The sequence below is a fragment of the Streptomyces sp. NPDC001714 genome, assembly GCF_042892755.1.
GTDB lineage: Bacteria > Actinomycetota > Actinomycetes > Streptomycetales > Streptomycetaceae > Streptomyces.
On the sequence record NZ_JBIAUL010000026.1, the window covers coordinates 31,938 to 56,347 of the forward strand.

The following is a 24,410-nucleotide window of genomic DNA, read 5'->3' on the forward strand; positions in this document are numbered from 1 at the left end:
CGGCGGAAACGCTCCCCGGCTCCCGCAGGAGGGAGGAGCTTGCCCGGAACACCTCATGTGTCACGGCCCCCTGCCCTTCCTGCCGAGCGCCATGAGGCCGATCGGGTGACGATGGACATGTAGTGACGTGACCACGCTGCTCACAGAAGGAGTAGGTGTCATGACATCTCCTTCCGATTCCCCCGGTTCCGTTCCGCCACGTGGCACCGAGCCACAAGAGGGTCCTGCGGCCGAAGGCATCGCCGCCCTGGCGAACGCGGGCTGGCAGATCCTGCTCACCATGGGCCTCGCCACCATTGCCCTGGGCGTCATCGCCCTGGTCTGGCCGGGCGAGACGCTGCGCGTCGTCGGCGTGCTCTTCGGTGTCTACCTGCTGGCCACCGGTGTCTTCCAACTCGCCGCCGCCTTCGGCACCCATGTCCCCCGGCACCTTCGCGTACTGCACTTCATCTCCGGCGCGGCCTCCGTCCTGTTGGGGTTGGTCTGCTTCCGGGGTCCCCTGGAGTCGGTCTTTCTGCTCGCCCTGTGGATCGGCTTCAGCTGGCTGCTTCGGGGCACCTTGGAGACGGCCGCGGCGGCCTCCGATCAGACGATGCCGGCGCGCGGCTGGCACGTGGCCTTCGGCATCATCGGCACCATGGCCGGCATCGTGATGATCGTCATGCCATTCGCCTCCGTCGCGACACTCACTCTGGTGGTGGGCGTCATGGCCATCGTCGTCGGCCTGACCGAAGTGGTCCGTGCCATCAAGACACGCGTCGAGATCGGCCATCTCGCTGCCGGCACGGCCTCCCAGCGGCGCCCGCTGTTCCACGCGGGTCCGCACCCCCAACACTGACCGGCGGAGCCGGACCGTGAGCGCGGGTCCGTGGCCTCGTCCTGGTCCGTGCGCCAGTCCGGCCCCGGGCACGCAGGTAGGGGAGACGGCGTCGGCACGGCGGTGGTGAAGGCGTTCTGGACACCGCCGTCTCCCCGGCGCGGATCCCCAGGCCGAGCTGCAAGCCGACTCCGCAGGCCGTAACTGTCGAAGGAAGTGTCATGGTGGCGGTGGCCGCAGGCGCAAACGCCGGACCGTCGGCCCGGTGCGGGACGGAGCCGTCAACTGCGGGCGTGAGCGCGGCAGACCCGCTGTCGCCAGTGAGATGCGCTCGGCTGACCCATACGGCTTTCGGGCACGTACCGTGAGTGAGAACGCGCCACGCCCGACGACCGGCGCGCGGCGGCCTTGTCTGATCGTGAACCCACGTTCGGGGGGAGGGAAAGCCGGCCGGTTCGGGATCGCGGAACGCGCCCGCACGCTCGGAGCCCAGGTGTTCCTGATCGATCATTCCCTGACCCAGGACCTGGCGACGGTCGCCCGACGCGCGGTGGACGACGGCGCGGATCTGCTCGGTGTGGCCGGCGGAGACGGTACACAGGCGCTCGTCGCCGAGGTGGCCGCCGACACCGGCCTGCCCTTCGTGGTCATTCCGGCGGGTACCCGCAACCACTTCGCGATGGATCTCGGTCTGGACCGTGAGGACCCTTCGGCCGCGTTGGAGGCCCTGACGGACGGCGTCGAGCTGCGCGTGGATCTGGGATACGCGGACGAGCGGGCGTTCGTCAACAACGTCTCGTTCGGTGCTTACGCCGCCCTGGTGCAGGACCCGGCCTATCGGGACGACAAGCTTGGCACGGCAGTGCGCATCCTCCCGGAATTCCTGGCCCGCCACGAGGGCCCGGAGCTGGTGGTCCGCACCGGGCTGCTCACCGTTGACGGGCCGGATGCCGTGCTGGTGAGCAACAACCCTTACCAAGTGGACGACCCCGCCGGGCCAGGCAGGCGGGCGCACCTCGACTCGGGTCTCCTGGGAGTACTGGCCGTCAGGGCGGAGACACCCGCCGAGACGGCCATGAGGCTGCGCAGCGGGCAACCGCACGGCTTCACCCGTCTCGCCACGCCCGACGACGTCGTCGTCCATGCCGACGTCCCGGCCCTCCCCGCCGGGCTGGACGGCGAAGCCGTCAGCCTGCCGACGCCCGTGCGGTGCCGCATCAGTCCTCGGGCCCTGCGGGTGTGGGTCCCCCGACGTGGCCGCGGCGCCGGGCCCGGCGGACGACCGCCGGGCTGGGCCGCCATCGGGCGGGTGGTGTGAGCCTCGGGCGAGCTATTCCTGGCCGCCACAGCCCAATGCCCCGACCGCTCGGCGCCCATCTCGCCGACCGGAGTCGACGCGCCGGCAGGCAGAGCGCCGTGAACCGCAACCCCCGTATCTGATGATTCGACCAAGTGTGAGGGTCTTGACGTCGGGGGCTTTATATCTGACTATTTCATCAGAAGTGGGCATTCTGCTCACTAAGACTCATACCGCATCGTGTGCCGCTCACCGGGACGACGCCGTTCACCACGGCTGCACACAGGGCCGCCGGGCCGAGTGTCGGCGCCCTTACCTCCGCACCGATCGGACGGACCCCCCGATGACCAACACTGACGACACCCTCCTCGCCGAACCGGTGAGCCCCCGCGAGATGCCCGACGCGGCGATAGCGATGCTCGATGCCGAGGGCACCGTGGTGGGGTGGACGCATGCCGCTCAGCAACTCGTCGGTTACCCGGCCGGGGAGGTGGTGGGCCGGTCCGCCGCACACGTGCTGCCGCCTCCCGAGGACGCCCGGAGGGCTTCGGCGTTCGCCGAGCAGTGCCGTGCGCGGGGTGGCTGGTCCGGCACCGCGGCGATACGCCACCGCGACGGCCAGAAGCTCAGGATGGCGCTGCGGGTCTCGCTGCTGCGGGGGCAGGGCGCCGGCACCCGGTGGCTGGTGTCCGTGACGGACATAGGTTCCCTGTCCTCAGGGGCAACCAGCAGCGGACCGATGAGGGAGTCGCTCCTTGCCCGTGCGCCGATCGGCATCGTCGTCTACGACCCGCAGCTGCGCTGTGTGTGGGTGAACGACGCCATGGAGCGTCACGACGGCGTTCCTTGTCACCGACGCTTCGGGCGCAGTCTGAAGGGCTTGCTGCCCGCCGTCGAGGCCGAAGCGCTCGAGGTGGTGATGCGGCAGGTGCTGGAGAGCGGCACGACGACGGTGCACGAGTACCGTGCGTGGCCGTCTGCGGACCGGCCCCGTGAGCACGCGTTCTCGGCCTCGTTCTTCTGTCTCCAGGGCGCGGACGGCACCCCGTTGGGCGTGTGCTCCATGACCGTGGACGTCACCGGGAACCGGCGGGCGCGGGAGCGCCTCGCCATCCTCAGCGAGGCCAGCACGCACATCGGGAGCACCCTCGACGTGATGCAGACCGCCCAGGAACTGGCAGAGCTCGCGGTGCCCCTGCTGGCCGACCACGCCCTCGTCGATCTGGTGGAGTCGGTTCCGTTCGGACTCGAGCCCGCCGCACGGATCGGCACGACGAGCGGACGCCGCCCTGTGTTGCGCCGTGCCGGGGTGGCCTCCGTCGACCAGGGTGTCCTGGAGATGCCAGCGGTGCGTGAAGAGGTGATCCACGTCCCCCCGACCTCGTCGTTCGCCGCCGTCCTTCGCAGGGGTAGATCTCACTTGGAACCGGTGCTGGACACTCATGCGGGCCCCTGGGTCGACCACGATCCGACGCGTGCGCAGAAGGTACGCGACAGCGGCGTCCACTCCTTGATGGTCGTCCCCATCCGTGCGCGGCGCTGCGTGCTGGGACTGGCGCTGTTCGGCCGCTCTCTGGAACAGACGCCGTTCCAGGAGGACGATCTGCTCCTCGCCGAGGAAGTGGTCACCCGGGCCGCGCTGTGTCTGGACAACGCGCTGCAGTACGCGCGCGAGCGCACCGCCGCCCTCACTCTGCAACGCGACCTGCTCCCTCATCGGGTGCAGGGCGGTGCTGCCGTCGAGGTCGCCTCGCGTTATGTGCCGGCCGACACGGACCACGGTGTGGGGGGTGACTGGTTCGACGTGATCGAGCTGTCCGGCGCTCGGGTGGCCCTTGTCGTCGGCGATGTGGTGGGACACGGCATCAATGCCGCGGCGACCATGGGCAGGCTGCGCACCGCCGTGCGAACGCTCGCGGACCTCGACCTGCCCCCCGACGAACTGCTGGCGCACCTCGACGACACGGTCGTGCGACTGAACGACGATGACGCCGACGTTTCCGACCCGGTGCCCGCGGTGGTGGGTGCCACCTGTCTGTACGCCGTCTACGACCCGGTCACCCGACGGTGCACCATGGCGCGGGCCGGGCATCCCTCGCCCCTGATCGTCGACGCGCAGGGCAAGGTCACCGTTCCCGACCTGCCTGCAGGAGCCCCGCTCGGCCTGGGTCTCGGCCTCGTGCCGTTCGAGTCCGTGGAACTGGAACTGCCCGAGGAAAGTGTCCTCGCCTTCTTCTCCGACGGTCTGGTGGAGTCCCGCGACGAGGACATCGACGTCGGCCTGCAGCGCCTGGGTGCCGCCCTGGCACAGCCCGGTGCCTCCCTGGAGGACCTGTGCTCGCGGGCGATGGAGACCTTGCCGACTCAGGCAGCGGCCGACGACGTCACCTTGCTCCTTGCGCGCACGCGCGCACTGCAACCCGCCCAGGTCGCCTCCTGGGACCTGCCGAACGAACTCGTCACCGTTTCGACAGCCCGGCACCTGGCCGCCCGTCAGCTCAGAGAATGGGGTCTGGAGCCGCTCGTGGCGCCCGTGGAGTCGATCGTCAGCGAACTGGTCACCAACGCGATCCGCCACGGAGACGGCCCGAGCCGCCTACGGCTCATCCAGCACCGGGTGCTGACATGCGAAGTCTCCGACACCAGCACCGGCCAGCCACGCCCACGCCATCCCCGCACGCTCGACGAGCACGGCCGCGGCCTCTACCTGGTGGCTCGGCTGTCGCGCAGGTGGGGTTCCCGTTCCGCAGCAGACGGCAAGGTCGTCTGGGCCGAACAGGACCTGCCCTGCACAGCCGGCGCCCTCTGACGCGTCGGTGGCCGACAGCCGCCACAGGATCACGACTCCCGGAGCCGCGGGCTCTCGCGAAGGAAGCCACAGACATGGACACATCGCATGGTGAAAACGCCGACTCGGCAGGTGCCTCCGAGGAAGCGACGGGCGTCTCCGGCGCCGGCCCCGGCGGCAGGCCCTACGCCTTCGACGGTCTGGCCGCCGCCGTGCTCGACGATCGAGGCGCGGTCGTGGGGTGGACCGGGACAGCACAGGACCTGACCGGGTTCCGGGCCGACGAGGTCCACGGCCGTCCCCTGCGGGAACTGGTTGCCGACCTCCCCCGCGACCTGCGCAGGGCCACGCAATGGCCGGCGACCGGCCGGGTACGACTGCGCCACCGGTGCGGCAACACGATCGACGTCACCTTCCGGACCACGCGGGTGAGCGGTTCGACGGACGTCCTTGTGCTCGCGGCGCCCGCCCTTCACGCCGCCGGCCATCAGCACGGCGCAGCGCTCCTGCGCGCACTGTCCGCACAGAACCGGATCACGATCGCTCTGCACGACACGGACCTGACCACAGTGCAGACGAACGCCATGCCGGACACGCACGACGGCCGTCCCGTGCAGCCGGGCACCCGGCTGCACGACGTGCTGTGCGCCGAGGACGCCGAAAGCATCGAGGCGGTACTGCGCCAGGTCCTTGAGACAGGGGTCCCGGTGCTCGGCAGGAAGCAGCACGTGAGCTGGCGGGACCATGCGATGCGGCGGCACGCGCTGTCGCTGTCCGCCTTCCGTCTGGAGGACGCACGAGGACGCCCCGCGGGGGTCGCGACTTTGTACATAGACGACACGGACCAACTGCGTGCCCGCCGACAACTGGATCTCGCCCGCGAGGTCGCCGAGCGTGTGGGAGGCTCCCTGGACGTCGTGCGGACCGCGCACGACCTCGCCGGCGTACTCGTACCCGCCTTCGGGGATCTGGCCGCGGTCGACCTTGCGCAGGCCGTCTTCGACGGTGACGAACCCCCCGAGCGGCTGGGCGGAGGAGATCTGCAGCTGCGCGTTGCGGCTCTGGTGCCGGCCACTGCAGCGTGGCCGGCCGGCATCAAGCGCGGCAACCTCGTCCCGCCCCTGTCCGACCACCCGCTCCTGCGCCGCTTCCAGCATGGCGAGACGGTCGTCTGCGGCCCGGACGACTTCGTCGCGCTGATCGGCGGCCGGCAGCCGGTCGAGCAGTTCCTCCCGCCCGACGTCCATACGGTGATGGCGGCACCGCTGTATGCCCGCGGCCTCACCCTCGGCGCGATCGTGATCTGGCGCACCGGCCTGTCCGAACCGTTCACCCGGGACGAGGTGGACCTCATGCGGCAGATCGCCTCACGGGGGGCGCTCGCCATGGACAACGCCCGCCGCTACACCCGCGAGCACAGGGCGGCCATGGCCCTGCAGCAGAGCCTGCTTCCTCCGGCCACGACCGACACCCCCGCAGCTGAGACCGCCGGCGTCTACCTGCCAACAGGTCGTGGAGCGGGCACCAGAGGCGACTGGTACGACGCCATCAGCCTGCCCTCTCTCCGGCTGGCCCTCGTCGCTGGAGACGTGATCGGCCATGGCATCCCCGCAAGCGCCACCATGGGCCGCCTGCGCGCCGCCATCCAGACACTCGCCGACCTCGAACTGGAGCCGGACGAACTGCTCACCCGGATCGCCGACCTGGTCCAGCGCCTCGCAGCGGAAGCATCACCGGGCAGCCACGACGTCATGGGCGCCACCTGCCTCTACGCGGTCTACGACCCTGTCACCCGACGCTGCGCCATGGCCAGTGCCGGGCACCCGCCGCCCGTGCTCGTCCGGCCCGACGGAACCGCCGAAGCCGTCGACATTCTCCCGGGTCCACCCCTCGCCGTCTGCGGCATGCCGTACGAGACCACCACGATCGAACTCGAGCAGGGCAGTGTCCTCGCGCTCTACACCGACGGCCTGGTCCACCGGCGCGCGCACGACATCGACGACGGGCTCCGGCGGCTGACCGATGCCCTCGCCACGTCCTGCCGCCCGGACCGCGCTCTGGACGAGACCGGCAGATCCCTCCTCGGCGATCTGGTGGACGAAGCACCGCGTGACGACGCGACCCTGCTGCTGGCACGCACCCGCGCCATACACGCGGAGGACACCGCTCACTGGCAGATACCGGCCGATCCCGCTGCCGTCTCCCAGGCCCGGGCATGGGCGACCCGCCAACTCACCGCATGGGGGCTGGACGACCTCCTCTTCCCCACCGAACTCATCGTCAGCGAACTGGTCACCAACGCGATCCGCTACGGCCGTCCGCCGGCGCAGCTGCGACTGATCCGCCACCACGTTCTGGTCTGTGAGGTCACCGACTCCAACAGCGCCCAGCCCCGTCTACGTCGCGCTCGCACCACCGACGAGGGCGGACGCGGCCTGTTCCTCGTCGCCCAGCTCGCCGAGCGCTGGGGCTGCCGCCATGGCCAGAACCACAAGACCATCTGGTCCGAACAGCCCATCGCGTACCCCCACTGATCGCTCCCTGAGCTCGTTGCACCTGGCGACGTCCAGGCCCTGATCCGTTGCTCAATGCGTTCCGAGGAAGCGGTGGGCGTGTCTGAAATATCCCGCGGGGCGGGCAACGCCTCGCTTTGGCCGGCAGGAGGAGTGCGCTGTCGGCCGTGACGCTCAGGGCGCCCGCACGCGGGACAGCGGGTGGAAAACCGGGCCTGAACCTGCCCTGCTGCGTATCCTGCTCAGACCGACGTCCTTCCGATGACTCATCACGTGGAGTGCGTTGCCACCCCGGCCTGCAGGGGTGGCTGCCGACTCCCGTGCCTGGCCTCGATGCCGGCGGGGCCGCGGCCGGAACCGGGACCGTGCTGCCGGGCTGTGGTTCAGGCGTCGATGATGACGGGGATGATGAGGGGCTTGCGGCGGTGGGTGCGGAACGCCCAGTTCGCGACGGCGCGGGCGACGAGTTGTTCGAGTTGGCGCGCGTCCCCGACACCTTCCTCGGCCGCGGTGGCCAGGGTCTTCTCGATGACGGGGATGACCGGCTCGAAGGTGGTGTCGTCGTGGACGAAGCCCCGGGCGAGGAAGTCGGGGGCCTCGGCGAGGGCGCCGGTGTCGGCGTCGACGATCGCCACCACTGTGACCACGCCTTCGGCGGCGAGGGTGAGGCGGTCCTTGAGGGACGCTTCGGTGGCGCCGCCGACTTCCATGCCGTCCACGTAGATGTTGCCGGCGGGGACCTTGCCGGTGATGGACGCGCGCCCGTCGACCAGGTCGACGACGACGCCGTCCTCGGCGATGACGACCCGGTCGGGGTCGACACCGGTGCGGATGGCGAGGTCGCCGTTGGCCCGCAGGTGGCGCCATTCGCCGTGCACGGGCATGACGTTGCGGGGTTTGACGATGTTGTAGCAGTAGACGAGTTCGCCTGCGCTGGCGTGCCCGGAGACGTGCACCTTGGCGTTGCCCTTGTGGACCACGTGGGCGCCCCACCGGGTGAGTCCGTTGATCACCCGGTAGATGGCGTTCTCGTTGCCGGGGATGAGGGAGCTGGCGAGCAGGACGGTGTCGTCCTTGCCGATGCGGATCATGTGGTCGCGGTTGGCCATCCGTGACAGTGCTGCCATCGGTTCGCCCTGGGAGCCGGTGCACACCAGAGTGATCTTGTGGTCCGGGAGCTTCTCCAGCTCCTTCGTGCTCACGACCAGACCGGAGGGGACCTTCAGATAGCCCAGGTCACGGGCGATGCCCATGTTGCGGACCATCGACCGGCCGACGAAGGCGACCTTGCGGCCGTGCTGGTGGGCGGCGTCCAGGACCTGCTGGATGCGGTGCACGTGGCTGGCGAAGCTGGAGACGATGACCCGGCGCGGCGCGGTGCGCATCACCTGCTCGATCGCCGGATTCAGCTCACGCTCGGAGGTGGTGAAGCCGGGTACTTCGGCGTTGGTGGAGTCGGTGAGGAACAGGTCCACGCCCTCCTCCCCGAGGCGGGCGAAGGCGCGCAGATCGGTGATGCGGTCGTCGAGAGGGAACTGGTCCATCTTGAAGTCGCCGGTGTGCAGCACCATCCCGGCCCGGGTGCGGACAGCGACCGCAAGGCTGTCGGGGATGGAGTGGTTGACGGCCACGAACTCGCAGTCGAAGGGCCCGAAACTACGGCGGTCGCCTTCTCGTACCCGCACCGTGCGCGGCCGGATGCCGTGTTCCTTGAGCTTGGCCTCCAGAAACGCCAGCGTCAGCTTGGAGCCGACGACGGGAATGTCGGACCGCTCGCGCAGCAGGTACGGCACGCCGCCGATGTGGTCCTCGTGGCCATGGGTGAGGACCACGGCCACGATGTCGTCCAGCCGGTCCCGGATCGAGGTGAAGTCCGGCAGGATCACGTCCACGCCGGGCTGGGTCTCCTCGGGGAACAGCACACCGCAGTCGACGATGAGCAGCTTGCCCGCGTGCTCGAAGACGGTCATGTTGCGGCCGATCTCACCCAGGCCGCCCAGGGCGATGACCCTCAGCCCTCCTGCGGGAAGGGGCGGGGCGGCTTTGAGGTCGGGGTGCGGATGACTCATACCCTGACGGTACCCGGAGAGCGGGACGGGGTGATCCATTTGCCTGTGCGATCTCCTCCTCCCGAGGGAGCGGGATATCCGCAGCGGGTGCCTCGGCACGATCGGATCACGCCCGGCGGCCGGAACAGGCACGGGTGAAAGCGGTACCACCTTCCGTGGCCGAACCACTCGCCCGGTGCCGGCGAAGATCTCGTGCACCCTCTCGGGTTTTCCGGCGTGCGCCACCTCCCGGTGGGCCTCGGCGTTGGCCCACTCGAAGTGGTCGAGGCGCGGGTGCCGTCGGCGCTCAGGAGCAAGTGGGCCGAGAGGGCCCCGAGGCAGTTTCCTTCGCAGGGCAGACAGATGGCGGTGTCCCCGAAGCGCTCGCCGCTCCGCCAGCCATGCCGGAACCGGATGTGGTGCCCCCTGAACTCGATGACGAGGCCCCGTAGGTCGGCTGGTTCGGCGGGGGTGACCAGCTGTGCCATGGTGGTGCCGGGGTTTTCGCCTGGTGTGTAAAGGTATGCGGCAAAGGCGGGCAGGCCGAAGTAGTCCCAGGCCTGCCGACGAGTGAGGGCAGGCCCGCTGTCGACGGACTTGGTCTCGAAGGTATAGCGACCTTCGGTGACGGTCAGCAGCGCGATCGTGTGCTTGGGCGAAGGCCACAGCGCCGCGTTGGTAGGGAGCGGTCGCCGCGCACGCGCAGCGCGGGGTCGTACAGGTACATGCCATGGGTGTGAGCGTTGACGAGAGCACCGCGCAGGCCGAGCTACGTCGCCGCGCGCTCCAGTTCGTCCGCCGTAGCCGCCGGGTCCTGTAGAGGCAGCGCCGCGAAACCTGAGAAGCGGTCGGGGTGCTCACCGATGCCGCCGGCGAGGAAGTCGTTCACGGTGGTCGCTTGCCGTACGGCGGCGGGGTGCATCTCGGCGCGTCACGAAGTGCTCTTCGAGGCAGGGCTTCGGCGTAGTCGCATGACGTTCGGTTCGTGATCATCCGAGAACAAGGAGTGTGAGGGGGCGGCGAGGGCCGCGGGCGTTGCGGCGGAGGCCGGTCGCGATGTTCTTCGCTCCGGCTGTGCGGCCGGCTCCTATAGCGAGGTTGCGTCAGGCGGCCATCGGGACCTTCTCACCTGGCCCGAGCATGAGGTGGCGTCCTTCCCCGGCCAACCCCCTCTTGCCCGCACCGTCGGCCGCCGACATCGCCGACTGCGTGACCACAGTGTGTGGCGCGAGGACGGGCAGTGGCGGCAGCACATCGCCGGTGAGTATGTCCGCACCTTGCTCGTCCCGCCCGCCGCCTTGTGACGCAGGTCGAGTGGCCAGGCCCGGCCACTCGACCTGAACTAGTTACTTCCAGTTACCGAACTGCTCGACGTAGGCCCGGCCGGTCACCGGCTTGCCCTGATAGGTGCCCTTCACCGTGGCGGTGGCCTCGTTGGGGCCGCCACCGGGGCCCTGGATCTCCTGCAGGGTGGGCGTGGCCGTCACCGTGAGCGTGGCCTTCAGGCTGGGGATCTCGACAGTCCACCTGCCGGCGTACCGCTTTCCACTGGTAGGGCTGGTCTCGAAGTTGGTCGCGTGCTTGGCCACCGGCTTGACGGACACGATGCTCTCCGAGCCGTCCTTGTGGAGCACTGTGGCCCAGCGCTCTTCGCCTTGCTTGTCGTACAGGTCCCAGAGGTTCAGGTACTCGCCGTTCTTGAGCTGGAGGGGCATCCAGGTCCACTTGTTCAACTGGGTGAAGTCCCAGTTGCCCCACTGGCGGTCAAGCCAGGACTGGCCGGTGACCTTGGTGGTCTTGCCGCCCAGGGTCAAAGTCCCTGAGGTCTGCAGGTTGGGCAGCGAGTAGTAGTAGCTGGAGCCCTTGAGGAACGGAAACAGCCCGGTGCCGTTGTTGTACATGGCAGGGCCCTTGGCGGCCAGCCGAAGGTCCAGATGACCTTCCGGAAGGGTCGCTGTCAGGTGCATGTCGTTCATCGGTCCCGAGAGTGTGGCGTCCGGCAGCCGCACGTCGAGCTTCTTGGACGAAACGCTGTACTCGCCGTCTTTATACTGCAGGGTCTGGGTGTAGTACTTGTTCGACGTGACATCGGTGATGGCGAGCTGGGCCATTCCACTAGAGGTGAGTTGCACCTCATAGCCGTACTCGTGCCCTCGGGCGTACAGGTGTCCCACCGTGTACCACCACTCGATTTCGGTGCCCGGGTGTGCCGCCTGGTCGGCCGGCAGATGCACGAAGGTCGGCGTGGTGGCCGTGGTGGCCGCAGCGGAGTGCGGGGCCGGGGAAGCTCCGTGGTGGGCCGGGGCGGCTGAGCTGACCTGCGGGATCGCCAGGGCACACGTGACCGCGACAGTGCCGGCGAGGGTCATGCCGCGAAGCCTGCGAGACGTGGCTTTGAATCTCATGTCGCACCTTCTCGTCTTGGGCGACACCTGTAGTTTTTTGGACGCGTGTCGCATAACGTGACGGTACGGCCAGGGCCTGAACCCGGACAACGTCAGCTCACGAAGAATGACGCTTAGAGGACAAAGTCATGATGATGTCAACCAGTCCGCCCGGCGACCGAAGGGTCCGACGTACCCGACGCCTGCTGCAGCAGGCACTTTTGGAACTGCTGCAAGACGAGCCGTTGTCGAAGCTCACTGTCAGCCGGATCGCCGCCCGCGCCGATGTGTCGCGGCAGACGTTCTACCTGCACTTCGACTCGAAGGAAGAGTTGCTGCTCAGCCACGTCGACGACGTCTTCGACCGGATCCGCGCCGCGGCGCTTCCCTCACCTCACCGCAGCGTCGGCCTCCGGGAACTGCTCGCCACAACCTTCGCTGAGTGCGCCGCGAACGCCGACTCCCTCGCGCTCGCACTGCAGGTCGAGAACACAGAGCACATCATCGAGCGTATCCGGGTCCACATCGACGACCTGATGCGGGCGTTCGGAGAGTACGGCCGGGAGGACGTCATCGGGAACGCACCCTTCGAGTACGCGGTGGACTTCGTCGCGGGCGGGGTTTTCATGCTGCTGCGCTCGTGGATCCGCGACGGCCTCGCCGTCCCCGCTGCGCGGATGACGGATCTGGTCTGCGGATTCATCGGGAGCACGGTCCGCCCGTACGGCACCCGGCTGCGCACCTGAGGACCAGCCCCGAAGCCCCCACTCCCCACCGTCCCGCCGCAACGGGACCAGCGACAAAGCCCCCAGGCACGGGTCCCCTGTCGCGCAACACCGTCACTCTGTTGGCGGTCTTGTCCACGGCGCTGATGATGGGCTCCCCCACGGGGCCGGCTGTCGCAGGACTTCTCGTCTGCCTGGTCATGACGCGAGCTGTCCTCACCGTCCCCCTCCACCACCTCTGCGACCCCCAAGGCCAGCGCGACCCCCCGAAGGCTTCCCCGTCCAGAGCGCAGGCGTCCTCGGTCTCCCCGCGAATGGCTCCTGCCACGACCTCGCTGGCCGGGCGGATCCGGCCAAGGTCACCTACCCGGGAGTCGCCACGGTCTACAAGGCCGGGGTCGGGGACGGCGCCTGCTCCTACGGCCCGAGCGGCGACATGATGATCGCGGCGATGAACACCACCGACTACGAGGCGTCACGGGCATGCGGAGCATACGTGCGCGTCCACGCGGCGCCTCCGTCACGGTCCAGATCACCAATGAGTGCCCCCTGCCCTGTGCACCCGGCCAACTCGACCTCAACGAACAGGCCTTCGCCGAACTGGCCCCCCGTCTCGACCGGCCGGCTGGCGATCACCTGGAGCCTGCTCAGCCCCGACACGGCGGGCACGATCTCGATCCGCTACAAGAACGGATCCAGCCCCTACTGGTGCGGCATCCAGGCCGTCGGCCACCGCAACCCGCTCGCCCGGCTGGAGGTCCGCAGCGGCAGCGGCTGGCACCAGCTGACCCGCACCGACTACAACTACTTCCTCGCTCCCGACGGCAGGGGATGGGGCGGCGCCATCAGACTCACCGACATATGCGGACAACAACTCACCACCAACCAGATCGCTCTACGACCGGACGTCATACGACCCACGCGAGTCCAGTTCGCACGACACTGACCACGCCGCCAACAGTGGGCCCCTCTGAACCAGCCGTCGACCGGGTCGGCGCGGGCCTGAAGACCGACCGAGTGCGGTCGACGGCTGGTTCAGAGGGGACGAAACCCTGTGGAGCCGGGGCGCTGGGCGGCTTGCGGGTGCCCCTCGGCCTGCGTGGAGACAACAGGGGCGACCCGGAGGCCGCCTTCGTGTCGGGCCGACGGAGACTTGCGCAGCCGAGTCTGCTCCTGGAGGGGGCTGGGCGGAGCAGTGGAGCTGCTGGAGGGCGACTCGGACACCCTGCAGGACTTTCATGGAGGTACGGCGGGCCGGGACCTTCGGGGATGTGCCAACGGTGGAGTTCCTCGTCCCGGGCCACCTGTTCCGGACTCCGTACATCCAGGGCGGCGTTGACGAAAGCCGAATGGGCAGCGGGAGGGCGTTTGCCGCCGGAAGGCCGTACCCTGCCGTTCGCGGACCTCGGCGAAGGCCGCACGCAAGTCCGCCCGGCACGATGACCGGGCCGGACTGCGACATCACATCGAGTTCAGGCACCGCTTGGACAGAGATCACCGCCGCCTCCGGCGCTCAGGAATCCCACTGTTCGGGTCCGGAAGAAGGCCCCGGAGCGTCACAGCGGTCGGCGCTCAGGGCGGACCGGTGCGAGGGGGTGCCCGGGTGTGCCAGTACGGGGTGCCGGTCGTCGACCGGTCAGCAGCAGTGTGTCGACGGCGGACGGATCCTCTTCCCGAGCAGCCCCCCGTGCGTCACGGCGCCCTCCCAGCAGGCTGCCCGCCCACCCCAGCAGGAAGGCCGCGGGCACGGAGAGGACGGCGGGGCTGCTCAGGCCGAACCAGGCGAAGTCGGCGGTGGGGATCAGTGCTGTCGGGGTGCCCGACACGGCGGGGGAGAACAGGTACAGGCCGATCGTCAGCGCTGTCCCGCCGTGGACCGTCCACAGCAGTCCGGTGCGGTTGAACCGGCGCCAGTAGAAGGTGTAGAGCAGGGCCGGTGCCACGGCCGATGCCGCGACGGTCGTGGAGAGTTGGGCCAGGAAGCCGGCGGAGCGGCCCTGTGCGAGCACCGCGAGTGTGATGCCCACGACGCCGAAGGCCGCTACGGCGAGGCGGGCGACGACCAGTTCGTTCGGTGGAGTCGGTCGCCTGCGCCGCGTCACGTAAGGGTAGGAGTCGCGGGCGAGGGCACCGGCCGCCGCCAGTGCGGTGCCACCGACGACCGCCAGGATGCACAGGAAGAGGGCACAGGCCACGGCGGCGAACATCAACTGGCCGAGTCCGTTCCCCGTACCCTCTGTCAGGTTCCGTGCCAGCTGCATCAGCGCGCCGTCGGCTTGCGTCTGCCCGCCGAAGATCCCCCGGGTGCCGAGCCGGGCCGCGGCCGCGAATCCCAGGAAGACCAAGGCGGTGCACAGGACGGCGACGATGCCGGCCGCGTATCGGATGGAACGTCGCGCTGTGGCCGGGTCCTTCATCGCGTAGACCCGGTTGAGGACGTGCGGCATGCAGGCGCTGCCCAGGACCAGCGCGAGCTGACCTCCGGCGAAGTCGAGATAGGAGCTGCTTCCGATGCCGATCGTGCCACCGGGGGACAGGAACCGGCTCGGGTCGTTACTGCCCTGGGCGGCGGTGCCGATCAGGGCGTCGATGTCGCCGCCGAACGCACGGACGGCATAGGCGCAGATCACGAACAACGCCGTGCCGGTAACCGTTACGGCCAGCACCTGCACAGAGGTGAGTCCCTTGGCGCCGCTGAGCACACCGCAGGTGACGACCAGACAGCCGATCATCACGGTGCAGATCTTCTGGACGCCGACACTGGGGAAGCCGAGCAGAGAGGCGACGATACTGCCCGCGGACATCAGCTGCACGACCAGGAACGGCCCCGCCACGGCGAGCGTGGCCATCGCGGCGGCGATCTTGGGAGCCGTCCCGTGGGCCCGGAGCGAGAGGAGCTCGCCCAGAGTGCAGGCGCCGCTCAGATGGATCGGCCGGGCGAGGAGAAGGAGCACCCCGAGGGACAGGGAGATGCTGGTGGCCGTGGTGATGCCGTCGAAGCCGGCCGTCGCCACGACGCCGGTGACGGTGAGCAGCAGGGAGGTCGACGTGAAGGTCCCGGCCAGCGCCAGCCCGCTCTTCCAGGCGGGCAACGTTCGGTCGCCGACGTAGAACTCCCGCGGGGAGTGCTCGTCAAGGCTGGAGAAGACCGTCAGGAAGAGGGTCAGCATCATGAACAGCATGAAGCCGATCAAGACATGACTCGTGCTGCCGGAAACGGCCAGATGCAACGTCCCAGCGGTCATTTCGCGGTCCCCGTGCCGCTGTCGGCCGCTCCCGCACCGGACCGCGTGTACGCCTGCTGCCACGGGTCCAGCAGCCGGGTGCAGCGACGGTCGAAACGCAGGGCGGTCACCAGCAGCAAGGCTGCCTGGGCGAAGTAGAGGAGCAGCCCCACCGTGGCCTGCGTGCCCGGCAGCCGATGGGCCAGCAGGTCACCGGCCGTCGCGCCGAGACCCAAGGTGACGGCGAGGCCGACCGCGTTGGCCGTCAGAAAGGCGCGATCCAGTCGCAGGGCCTGCCGCCGTGCTTGCCATAGGGGCGACGGTACGGAGGTGTGGGGTCTGTGAGGCATGGCTGAACTGTACGGTTCAGTGCACATCATTCGTCAAGACCTGTGAGTCTGGTTTTTTGGGGTTGTCAGCCAGACCTGTCCGGCCTACTGTCTCGAAAAACAAAACAGCAATCCTGAAAAATGAGTCAAACGAACCGGGAAGGGCTCATCCATGACCACACCACCGTCGGCGTCCTCCGGTGCGACTCCACTGGTGCTCGTCGTCGGCGCGGGACCGGTCGGGCTGACCGCGGCCAACCTCCTGGGCGCGCTCGGTGTGCGGGTCCTGGTTGTCGAGCGGCACACGACCACGAGCGACGACGCGAAGGCGATCAGCCTGGACGATGAGTCGCTGCGCACACTGCAACTGGCCGACCTGGATGTAGCCGTCTACCCGATCATCGTGCCGGGGACGGGTACCAGGTACTTCGGAGTCGGCGGACGACCGCTCGTCCATGTCCGCGGCACCGGAGGGCGGCGACACGGGCACCCGTTCAAGAGCCATTTCGCGCAGCCTGACCTCGAGCGCGTCCTGCGTTCCGCTCTCGACCGCTTCCCGCACGTCGACGTCCGCTTCGGGACCCGCCTCGTGGAACTGAACCAGTATCCCGACCGTGTGTGGGCCACCCTGGCCTCTGGTGATGGCGGCCGGGCGACACGGCAGATCGAGGCCGCCTACGTCCTGGGGTGCGACGGAGGTCGCAGCACCGTGCGGGAGCAGCTGTCCGTACCCCTGCGCGGACGCAGCTATCCGGATGACGTCTGGCTCGTCGTCGACACCCTCGACGATCCCCACGACGAGCGTTACGGCATGCACGTCGGCGACCCCGCTCGGCCCCTCGTCATCGTGCCCGGGCGTGCGGGCCGGTGCCGATACGAGTTCCGGCTGCGCCCCGGCGAGTGCGCCCCCGGCGCCGCGGTACCCTTCGACCTGGTGCGGGACCTGCTGCGCCCGCATCGGGACATCACCCCGGAACAGATCGAGCGTTCGGTCGCCTACACCTTCCACGCCCTGCTCGCGGACCGGATGCGTGACGGCCGCTGCTTCCTGCTCGGCGACGCCGCGCACATGATGCCGCCCTTCGCCGGACAGGGTCTCAACTCCGGTGTCCGGGACGCGGCCAACCTGTGCTGGAAGGTGGCCGAAGTGCTTGCCGGGCGGGCCGGCGACGCACTCCTCGACACCTACGACACGGAGCGCCGTCCTCACGCTCAGGCGATGATCGACCTGTCCGTGCGGCTCGGCCGGGTCGTCATGACGACCGATTCCGGACGGGCCCGGGTGAGGGACATGTGTGTGCGTGCGGCTCTTCGGAGCCGGCGTGGGCGTCGGTACCTGACCGAGATGCGGTACCGGCCCGACACCCGGGTGACGACCGGAGCGGTGGTACCGACCGATGGCCCTGGACAGGCGCTGACCGGCACCCTGCTGCGGCAGCCCTTCGTACTGCACGGCTCCGGGTGCACGACCACTCGTCTCGATGATCTCCTCGGCCCGGGCTGGAGCCTGCTGGGCATCGGCCTCTCCGACGACGACTGGACCGCTGTCACGGCGGCCGGTCTGCCCGACGCGCGGTATGTGGACGTCGTACTCGGCGACCGCGCACCGCGTGAGCGCGGCCGATGGGCCGCGGTGGCCGACCGGGACGGTGCGCTCGACGCCTACCTGGCGTCGCTCCCGGGCCATCTGCTGCTGGTCCGCCCCGACAGGTTGATAGCGGCCGTCTTCACCCCCGGCCAGGCAGATCACGTCGCACGGGCACTGGCCCGGCTCCTGCCTCCGCCCCTGGTTCCTCAGCCTCCGACGGCGATCAGGCGGTCCGTGATCTTCTGAGCCGTCGTCAGCACCTTCTGTGCCAGTTCTGCCTCCGCTTCGGGAAACACCCTGGAGGAGAGCGCGGCGACGCTCACGGCGGCGACCACCTCATGCTGGTCGTCGCGGATCGGTGCGGCCACGCCCGTCACATCGGGGTCGAGTTCGCCGCGGGTGACGGAATATCCGGCGCGACGGATGTGCGAGAGCCGGTCCATGAGCGTGTCCACGTCGGTGAGCGTGGCCGAGGTGAAACGACTCAGCTTGGCGGCTTCCAGAAGCCGGCGCGCCTCTTCCTGCGGGATCCAGGCCAGCAGGACGAGCGCGGAGGCCCCGGCGTTGAGCGGGAGAGTACTGCCACGCTCGTAGGAGATCCGCACCGCCCGTGCGCGGGCCTCCGCACGGTCGACGCAGACGACCAGTTCCCCGGTGCGACGGGTCAGGAGCACCGTCTCGCGCACGTCGTCGGACAGTTCGGTCATCGCCGGAAGAGCGATTTCGGACAGTCCGTAGCTGCGCCTTGCCAACCGGCCGATCTCCAGGACACGCAACCCGAGCCGGAAACCACCGCCCGGCGCCTCCTCCAGGAACCGGCTGCCCACCAGGGACTGCAGATACCGGTAGGCGGTCGAACGGGCGACCCCCAGACGCTCGGCGACCGCGCTACCGGAAATGACGAGTTGGGTGTCGTCGAACATCATCAGGATGTCCAGGGCCCGATCGGCCGTGGAATTGCGCTCGCGATAGCTGGGGGACGCTGATCCTGACATGGGAGACACCCTACCGGGCAGATGCCTCCCGGCGACCGGAGATCACAGTCGGTCCTTGACGACGGTGTTGCACAGCTCGCCGACTCCCTCGACGAACGTGACCAGCTGCTGTCCGGGGCGCAGGAAGATCTTGGGGTCACGTCCTGCCCCCACACCTCCCGGTGTGCCGGTGGCGATCAGATCGCCCGGCAGGAGCGTGATGATGGTGCTGATGTAGGCGATGGTCGTGGCGACGTCGAAGAGCAGGTCGGAGGTGTTGGACTTCTGCATGGTGTGGCCGTCCACACTGCAGCCGACCGTCAGCCCCGAGGCTCCCGCGGGAAGTTCGTCCGGGGTGACGAGAGACGGCCCGACCGGCGTGGTCGCCTCGAACGTCTTCCCGGAGAGGAACTCCCGGGTGCGATGCTGCCAGTCCCGTACGGTCACGTCGTTGACGACGGTGTAGCCGCCCACGTAGGCGAGCGCTTCGTCCGGGGCGACGTGCCTGGCCCGCCGTCCGATCACGACACCGAGCTCGGCCTCCCAGTCGAGGTCGTCGCTGACCGGTGGCATGTGGATGTCGTCGTGGGCCCCGACCAAGGACCCGTCGTACTTGGCGAAGAGCGTCGGGTGGGTCGGGGTGGGCCGGCCCATCTCCTTTATGTGTGTGGCGTAGTTCAGGCCGAGGCAGACGATCTTGTTGGGGTGCGGGACGACGGGGGCGAGGGAGGCCCCTTCCAGCGGTATCCGTTCGCCGTCGGCCGCGGCCGCGCGCTGGTGCCAGTCCTCTCCGTCGGCCAGCAGGGCACCGACGTCCGGGTACGGCAGGAGGACCAGTTCGTCGGCCTCGTAGCGGGCCGCAGCGGTGATCAGCCCGCCGGGATCGGGGGCGGGCAGACGGACGGTGCTCAGTCTCATGACAGTTCTCCGGAGGACGGGGACGAAATGGCGACCAGGGCTGCCACTTCGGCCCGAGCCGTAGGTGGGTAGTGGAGGTCGGGGAGGAATCGAGGCGCAGGGATCCCGCGGCTGTGCTCCGGGATCCCGGAGCACAGCCGTCGCGAGGGCACCGTCACTGGACGGGCTGGTAGGCCGGACCGCCCTCGGTCAGCAGCCGCTCGGCCTCGGCGAAGATCTCCTCCGGAGGCAGGTCGAGGTTGAGCGACTTGCGGAAGGGCTGCCGTACGTCGCGCTCCACCCGGAGGTAGACCTCGTTGCGGTTGCCCTCGGGGTCGAAGAAGTAGATCCCGATCGCGTTGCCGTGGGTGACTTCCTGCTGGACCTTGATGCCCTCGGCACGGAACCGGTGGTGGAAGTCGATGATCGTCTCCAGCGAGTCGACCCTCCACGACACCTGATGGGTGAGCTTGGCGCCGGCAGGAGCAGTGCGGCCGCGCTGGAGGACGAACTCGTGGTGCTCCACGTCGGGACGCGAGGAGAAGAACACGATGCCCCGCTCCTCGTCCTCATCGGTCACGGTCAACCCCATGACCCGGGTGTAGAAGTCACGCATCGTCTCCAGGTCGTCCACCCAGAATCCGGTGTGTCCGAGGCCGGTGATTGCCATGGTCCTCTCCTTTCGGAACACGCTGTGCAAGAAGCGGGTCAGTTCGCGTCGCTGCGGGCGGCCACAGCCTGATCGAGCGTGGTGTGGTCGGCCCAGTTGCCGTGGAAGCCGAACGGCACACGGCTGGGCAGCTTCACCCTGGCCAGCGGCGTGCGCCGCAGATCGGCGGCATCGTGGATGAGCAGTTCGCTCAGTCCGGTCTCGCGGTTCCACCACAGGGTGAGGAGGTAGCCGTCGTCCTCGGCGACGGCGTTCTCGCGGGCGACGAAGACCGGCTCGCCGGGGTTGGTGAGGTGGTCCGGTCCCTCGACGACCGTGGTGGAGTCGCGCAGAGCGTCGTGCTTGGCGAGACCGTCACTCATGGTGTCGTCGGCCAGGTAACGAGTGGTGACGAAGTACCCGTAGCGATGATGCCGGCCGGTGAAGGCATCGTTGATCCTCGGGAACTCGCCGGCGACGCCGCCGACCAGTTCCTCCGTCGCCCGGCCGCTCGCCAGGTCCACACGCCAACGGTGGGGCACCGACGGCGGGAACCAGGAGTGGGACGTCACCGGGACGTCCAGCCGGTCGGCCGGTGTGCCCAGGCGGGTGATGCGGTGTCCGTCGATGACGACCTGGCCGTCCTCCTCGTAGGCGTTGTAGAAGTGGGTGTTGGCCCAGTGGCCGCCCACCTCGTGCCAACTGACGGCGTGCGTCTGCCGGTTCATGAGCACGATCTGCACGCCGTGCGGGAGCGACGCCTCGTCCCAGACCACGCCCGGCTCGCCCCGCATGATGTGGTCGAGGCGGAACTGAGCCGGGGTGACGAAGAAGATCGCGTAGTTGTCGCTGACGGCGAAGTCGTGCATCAGCACCGGCACCTTGATGTCGAAGCTGTGGCTGTCGACGACGTGCCCGGTCTTCACGTCCGCCCGGTACCAGGTGATGGTCGGTCCGGTGGCGGCGAAGAAGAGCATGTCGCCGCTGTCGGGGTCGATCTTGTAGTGGGCGGTGCACAGGACGTCGATGCCGCCGTGGAAGTCGTAGGTGCCGTACGTCTCCAGCGTTTCGGGGTGCATCGAGTACGGCAGTCCGCCCTCGAAGTAGACCAGCAGGTGGTCGTCGAAGATGCCCACGTTGGTGTTGGCGACGTTCTTCGCGGGCGGGGCCCCCGGGGGCAGCGGGGCGGTCGAACCGCCGTTGGCGAAGCCGCCGTAGACCGCCTCGCCTTGTTCGACCTCGAACTTCATGGAGTCGGTCATCACCCAGCGGGTGCGGTAGGCAGCCCGGCCGTCGCGCAGGTAGATGCCGCAGACCATGCCGTCGCCCTCCCACCAGTGGTAGCGGTCGGGTTCGCGCGGCTGGAAGCGGGGGTTGGAGGAGATGCGGAACAGCGCCCCGGCGAGATCGCCCGGGATCTGCCCGTCCACCTCCAGGTCGTAGGCACCGCTCTCTTCGGTCCAGGGAGTGAACGGGCCTTGCAGGAATTTGTTGCCGGGCGCCCAGTCGGCGGCGTCCTGGGCGAGCTGCGGGGTGGCTGGAGGTGGGGTGGTGCGCGGCGCGATGGTCATGGGGTCGGGCAGGGACGGGCCCTGCCGCGAAGGAAGTGTCATCTGCAGGCTCCAAGTGCGGGTGAAGCGGGGGTGAGAGACCAGAGCGGGGTCAGAAGGGGTAGTCGGGGATCTCGCCGCGGACGGTGACCCACTGCTGTTCGGTGAAGGCCTCGAGGTTGGCGGCGGTCCCTCCGTGCCGGGAGCCGTTGCCGGACTCGCCGACGCCGCCGAACGGCACGGTCGCCTCGTCGTTCACGGTCTGGTCGTTGATGTGGACCAGTCCGGTGGGGATGCGGTCGGCGAGTGCCAGGCCCTTGGCGACGTCCCGGGTCAGAATGCCCAGCGACAGTCCGTACTGGGTGTCGCCGGCCAGCCGGACGGCTTCGTCGAGGTCCTGGAAGGGCACGACCGGGGCGACCGGGCCGAAGATCTCCTCCTTGTAGGCGCGGGCGTCGAGCGGCACGTCGGCCAGCACGGTCGGCCGGTAGAACAGGCCCTCGTAGGTGCCGCCGGCGGCCAGCCGCGCGCCGGTCGCCACGCTGTCGGTGACGATGGAGTGGGCGGCCTGAAGCTGCCGGTCGTCGATCATCGGACCCAACGCGACCTGCCCGGTGGCCGGGTCGCCGACCGGTGCGGCGTTCGCGTGCTGGGCCAGCAGCTCGGCGTACTCCCCGGCGACCGAGGCGTGCACCAGGTGGCGGCTGGAGGCCATGCACACCTGTCCGGCGTGGTGGAACGAGCCGAACGCGCCGGCCGAGACGGCCTTCTCCAGGTCCGCGTCGTCGAGGACGATCAGCGCCGAGTTGCCACCGAGTTCCAGGTGGACACGCTTCAACCGCTGCGCCGCCGCTGTGGCGATCGCCTTTCCGGCCCGCGTGGAACCGGTGAACGCGATGACGGGCACGCGCGGGTCGTCCACCAGCGCGGCGCCGACGTCGGCGCCGCCGGGCAGCATGTGGAGCACGCCGGCGGGCAGGCCTGCCTCCTCGAAGACGCGGGCGATGGTGACGCCGCCGCAGATGGCGGTGCGGGGGTCGGGCTTGAGCACGACGGCGTTGCCCAGCGCCAGGGCGGGGGCGACGGCGCGCATGGCCAGCACCATCGGCGCGTTGAACGGTGCGATCACCCCGACCACGCCCACCGGGCGCCGGCGTGCGAACGACAGCCGGTCCTCGATGGACCGCAGTATCTCGCCGTACGGAGCCGCCGCCAGCGCCGCGGCCTCGTAGCACTCCTCGGCCGCCCCGTTCGAGGTCTGGAAGTCGGCGAACGGCCGCAGGGCACCGGACTCCCGCACGATCCATTCCGCGATCTCGGCCTGGTGCTCCTCGAACAGGCGCGCCGCGCGCCGCAGCACCTGGGCCCGCTCCACGTACGGCCGCGCTGCCCAGTCGCGTTGGGCCCGCACCGCACGCTCCACGGCCCGCTCCAGGTCGGCGGCGGTGGCAGAGCCGACACGGCCCAAGGTCTTGCCGGTGGCCGGCTCGGTGGAGTCGTACGACTCGCTCGTCGCCTTGATCCACTCTCCGGAGAAGATCCGCTCCTGCCAGTCGCCGGCATCCAGAAAAGTCATGGTGTCCCTTTCCCTTGCAGGACTAGTTATCCGTGTCCCGTTATTCCGAACTAGCATTTCACTATCTAGGACACTCCCGGGAGGCGGGGGAGATGTCAAGCGTCATGTTGACGTGCACTGTACGGTACAGTTTAGTTAGTCGCATGGCTACATCAACCGAGCAAGAGCCGCGCATCAACAAGCTCCTGATCGACCGGTTCCTCACCGATGTCTTCGGCGCGAGAAACGCCGACGCGGTGGCCGACTACGTCGCCCCTGACCTGGTCCAGCACGGTGCCGACGTCGCCGACGGCGCGGAGGCGTTCGCCGATCTCCTGCGCCGCGAGTTCGACCGTGGCCCGGCGGCGGACCAGGGCACGGCGGATGCCTCCGGGCTGCGGGAGCCGGTGTTCGTCGTCGGGGAGAACGACCTGGTCTGTGTTTGTCACTACATGCCGCAACCGGATCCGGATGCCCCCGGCACCACCTTCGACTACTACGCGTTCACCACCTACCGGATTCGCGAAGGACGGATCGCCGAGCGGTGGCCCTCCCTCAACAAGATCGCCCCACCGCAGCTCCCTGCACCGGGTACGCCGACGCGGGCGACCACTGTCTCGTCAGCGCCTTCGATCGACATCGAGGCGAACAAGCGTCTGGTGGTGGACTTCTACCGCTGCGTCTTCGACGCGCAGAATCCGGATGCGGTCAAGGACTTCGTCGACGAGGACTACCTCCAGCACGTCTCCCACTACCCACCCGGCAGGGCGGGCCTGGAGGAGTTCGTGCGCGGCCGATTCCCGGACGGCCCCGTGCCCCCGCCCGCCGAGCCCCTCATCCCGCCCGCACTGATCGTCGCCGAGGGCGACATCGTCGTCGTCGCCGGACTGCTCCCGCAGGCCGAACCCGACGGCAGCGGCGCGCTGTACCCGTACTACGTCTACGACGCCTACCGCGTGCGCGGGCAACGGCTCGTGGAGCACTGGAGCGGCATCGACAAGTCTGCCCCGCCCAAGCCTCCCGGCCCGCCGCCCGCCTCCCGCACCTGATCGGTCGTCGGCTCCCTTGTCCC

The 24,410-nt window shown here is 69.1% G+C and carries 17 protein-coding genes; 8 read left to right on the forward strand and 9 right to left on the reverse strand.

Translation table 11 applies throughout. The features are described 5' to 3' along the window. Positions 1–160: 160 nt before the first annotated feature. The 4 genes from ACFY0P_RS44580 to ACFY0P_RS44595 all read left to right on the forward strand — a co-directional run bounded on the left by ACFY0P_RS44580 (position 161) and on the right by ACFY0P_RS44595 (position 7,436). Complete coding sequence (locus tag ACFY0P_RS44580; protein ID WP_388927521.1) at positions 161–838, forward strand: HdeD family acid-resistance protein; 678 nt, start codon at positions 161–163, stop codon at positions 836–838. Positions 839–1,235: 397 nt separating this feature from the next. Further along, entirely contained in the window at positions 1,236–2,135 is a 900-nt protein-coding gene (locus tag ACFY0P_RS44585; protein ID WP_388927524.1) for a diacylglycerol/lipid kinase family protein, read from the forward strand. A 322-nt stretch (positions 2,136–2,457) separates the two neighbouring features. After that, positions 2,458–4,923 carry a SpoIIE family protein phosphatase gene (locus ACFY0P_RS44590; protein WP_388927527.1) on the forward strand — a complete coding sequence of 822 codons (2,466 nt, stop codon included), beginning with the start codon at positions 2,458–2,460 and terminating at the stop codon, positions 4,921–4,923. Positions 4,924–4,997: 74 nt separating this feature from the next. Continuing rightward, the gene (locus ACFY0P_RS44595; protein WP_388927530.1) at positions 4,998–7,436 is read left to right on the forward strand and encodes a SpoIIE family protein phosphatase; all 2,439 of its coding nucleotides are present in this window, start codon (positions 4,998–5,000) and stop codon (positions 7,434–7,436) included. 362 nt (positions 7,437–7,798) lie between these two features. Here the strand turns inward: ACFY0P_RS44595 and ACFY0P_RS44600 are convergent, their stop codons facing one another. Beyond that, complete coding sequence (locus ACFY0P_RS44600; protein ID WP_388927533.1) at positions 7,799–9,484, reverse strand: ribonuclease J; 1,686 nt, start codon at positions 9,482–9,484, stop codon at positions 7,799–7,801. 1,325 nt (positions 9,485–10,809) lie between these two features. Further along, the gene (locus tag ACFY0P_RS44605) at positions 10,810–11,832 is read right to left on the reverse strand and encodes a lipocalin-like domain-containing protein (protein ID WP_388927536.1); all 1,023 of its coding nucleotides are present in this window, start codon (positions 11,830–11,832) and stop codon (positions 10,810–10,812) included. A 236-nt stretch (positions 11,833–12,068) separates the two neighbouring features. Here ACFY0P_RS44605 and ACFY0P_RS44610 point away from each other — a divergent pair, with 236 nt between their 5' ends. Both ACFY0P_RS44610 and ACFY0P_RS44615 read left to right on the forward strand, forming a co-directional pair. Next, a complete protein-coding gene (locus tag ACFY0P_RS44610; RefSeq protein WP_388927539.1) occupies positions 12,069–12,593 on the forward strand; it encodes a TetR/AcrR family transcriptional regulator in 525 nt (174 codons plus the stop codon). Between the two features lie 217 nt (positions 12,594–12,810). Beyond that, positions 12,811–13,518: an expansin EXLX1 family cellulose-binding protein gene (locus tag ACFY0P_RS44615; RefSeq protein WP_388927659.1), complete on the forward strand. Its 708-nt coding sequence runs from the start codon at positions 12,811–12,813 to the stop codon at positions 13,516–13,518. A gap of 610 nt (positions 13,519–14,128) precedes the next feature. Here the strand turns inward: ACFY0P_RS44615 and ACFY0P_RS44620 are convergent. Beyond that, positions 14,129–15,817: a hypothetical protein gene (locus tag ACFY0P_RS44620; RefSeq protein WP_388927542.1), complete on the reverse strand. Its 1,689-nt coding sequence runs from the start codon at positions 15,815–15,817 to the stop codon at positions 14,129–14,131. Then, complete coding sequence (locus ACFY0P_RS44625) at positions 15,814–16,146, reverse strand: hypothetical protein (RefSeq protein WP_382718625.1); 333 nt, start codon at positions 16,144–16,146, stop codon at positions 15,814–15,816. Before ACFY0P_RS44625 ends, ACFY0P_RS44620 begins: the two co-directional genes overlap by 4 nt. Positions 16,147–16,297: 151 nt before the next feature. On the opposite strand from ACFY0P_RS44625, the gene ACFY0P_RS44630 reads away from it, so the two are divergent. After that, a complete protein-coding gene (locus ACFY0P_RS44630) occupies positions 16,298–17,959 on the forward strand; it encodes a bifunctional 3-(3-hydroxy-phenyl)propionate/3-hydroxycinnamic acid hydroxylase (RefSeq protein ID WP_388927545.1) in 1,662 nt (553 codons plus the stop codon). Here ACFY0P_RS44630 and ACFY0P_RS44635 read toward each other — a convergent pair. From ACFY0P_RS44635 to ACFY0P_RS44655, 5 genes are all read right to left on the reverse strand, one after another. Beyond that, on the reverse strand, positions 17,920–18,708 hold the full coding sequence (locus tag ACFY0P_RS44635) for an IclR family transcriptional regulator (protein ID WP_388927548.1): 789 nt from the start codon (positions 18,706–18,708) through the stop codon (positions 17,920–17,922). The two genes, ACFY0P_RS44630 and ACFY0P_RS44635, sit on opposite strands and share 40 nt — an antisense overlap. 42 nt (positions 18,709–18,750) lie before the next feature. After that, complete coding sequence (locus tag ACFY0P_RS44640) at positions 18,751–19,605, reverse strand: fumarylacetoacetate hydrolase family protein (RefSeq protein WP_388927551.1); 855 nt, start codon at positions 19,603–19,605, stop codon at positions 18,751–18,753. 154 nt (positions 19,606–19,759) lie between these two features. Beyond that, a complete protein-coding gene (locus tag ACFY0P_RS44645; protein ID WP_388927554.1) occupies positions 19,760–20,254 on the reverse strand; it encodes a VOC family protein in 495 nt (164 codons plus the stop codon). Positions 20,255–20,292: 38 nt separating this feature from the next. After that, a complete protein-coding gene (locus ACFY0P_RS44650; RefSeq protein ID WP_388927557.1) occupies positions 20,293–21,846 on the reverse strand; it encodes a carotenoid oxygenase family protein in 1,554 nt (517 codons plus the stop codon). 49 nt (positions 21,847–21,895) lie between these two features. After that, a complete protein-coding gene (locus ACFY0P_RS44655) occupies positions 21,896–23,359 on the reverse strand; it encodes a benzaldehyde dehydrogenase (protein ID WP_388927560.1) in 1,464 nt (487 codons plus the stop codon). Positions 23,360–23,502: 143 nt separating this feature from the next. Here ACFY0P_RS44655 and ACFY0P_RS44660 point away from each other — a divergent pair, with 143 nt between their 5' ends. Then, a complete protein-coding gene (locus ACFY0P_RS44660; RefSeq protein ID WP_388927563.1) occupies positions 23,503–24,387 on the forward strand; it encodes a nuclear transport factor 2 family protein in 885 nt (294 codons plus the stop codon). Positions 24,388–24,410 lie beyond the last annotated feature (23 nt).

Bases quoted from the DNA above. Each gene is read 5' to 3' on its own strand.
- ACFY0P_RS44580 (WP_388927521.1), top strand. From the start codon at position 161: ATGACATCTCCTTCCGATTCCCCCGGTTCCGTTCCGCCACGTGGCACC.
- ACFY0P_RS44590 (WP_388927527.1), top strand. From the start codon at position 2,458: ATGACCAACACTGACGACACCCTCCTCGCCGAACCGGTGAGCCCCCGC.
- ACFY0P_RS44595 (WP_388927530.1), top strand. From the start codon at position 4,998: ATGGACACATCGCATGGTGAAAACGCCGACTCGGCAGGTGCCTCCGAG.
- ACFY0P_RS44600 (WP_388927533.1), bottom strand. From the start codon at position 9,484: ATGAGTCATCCGCACCCCGACCTCAAAGCCGCCCCGCCCCTTCCCGCA.
- ACFY0P_RS44605 (WP_388927536.1), bottom strand. From the start codon at position 11,832: ATGACCCTCGCCGGCACTGTCGCGGTCACGTGTGCCCTGGCGATCCCG.
- ACFY0P_RS44620 (WP_388927542.1), bottom strand. From the start codon at position 15,817: ATGACCGCTGGGACGTTGCATCTGGCCGTTTCCGGCAGCACGAGTCAT.
- ACFY0P_RS44625 (WP_382718625.1), bottom strand. From the start codon at position 16,146: ATGCCTCACAGACCCCACACCTCCGTACCGTCGCCCCTATGGCAAGCA.
- ACFY0P_RS44630 (WP_388927545.1), top strand. From the start codon at position 16,298: ATGACCACACCACCGTCGGCGTCCTCCGGTGCGACTCCACTGGTGCTC.
- ACFY0P_RS44635 (WP_388927548.1), bottom strand. From the start codon at position 18,708: ATGTCAGGATCAGCGTCCCCCAGCTATCGCGAGCGCAATTCCACGGCC.
- ACFY0P_RS44640 (WP_388927551.1), bottom strand. From the start codon at position 19,605: ATGAGACTGAGCACCGTCCGTCTGCCCGCCCCCGATCCCGGCGGGCTG.
- ACFY0P_RS44645 (WP_388927554.1), bottom strand. From the start codon at position 20,254: ATGGCAATCACCGGCCTCGGACACACCGGATTCTGGGTGGACGACCTG.
- ACFY0P_RS44650 (WP_388927557.1), bottom strand. From the start codon at position 21,846: ATGACACTTCCTTCGCGGCAGGGCCCGTCCCTGCCCGACCCCATGACC.
- ACFY0P_RS44655 (WP_388927560.1), bottom strand. From the start codon at position 23,359: ATGACTTTTCTGGATGCCGGCGACTGGCAGGAGCGGATCTTCTCCGGA.
- ACFY0P_RS44660 (WP_388927563.1), top strand. From the start codon at position 23,503: ATGGCTACATCAACCGAGCAAGAGCCGCGCATCAACAAGCTCCTGATC.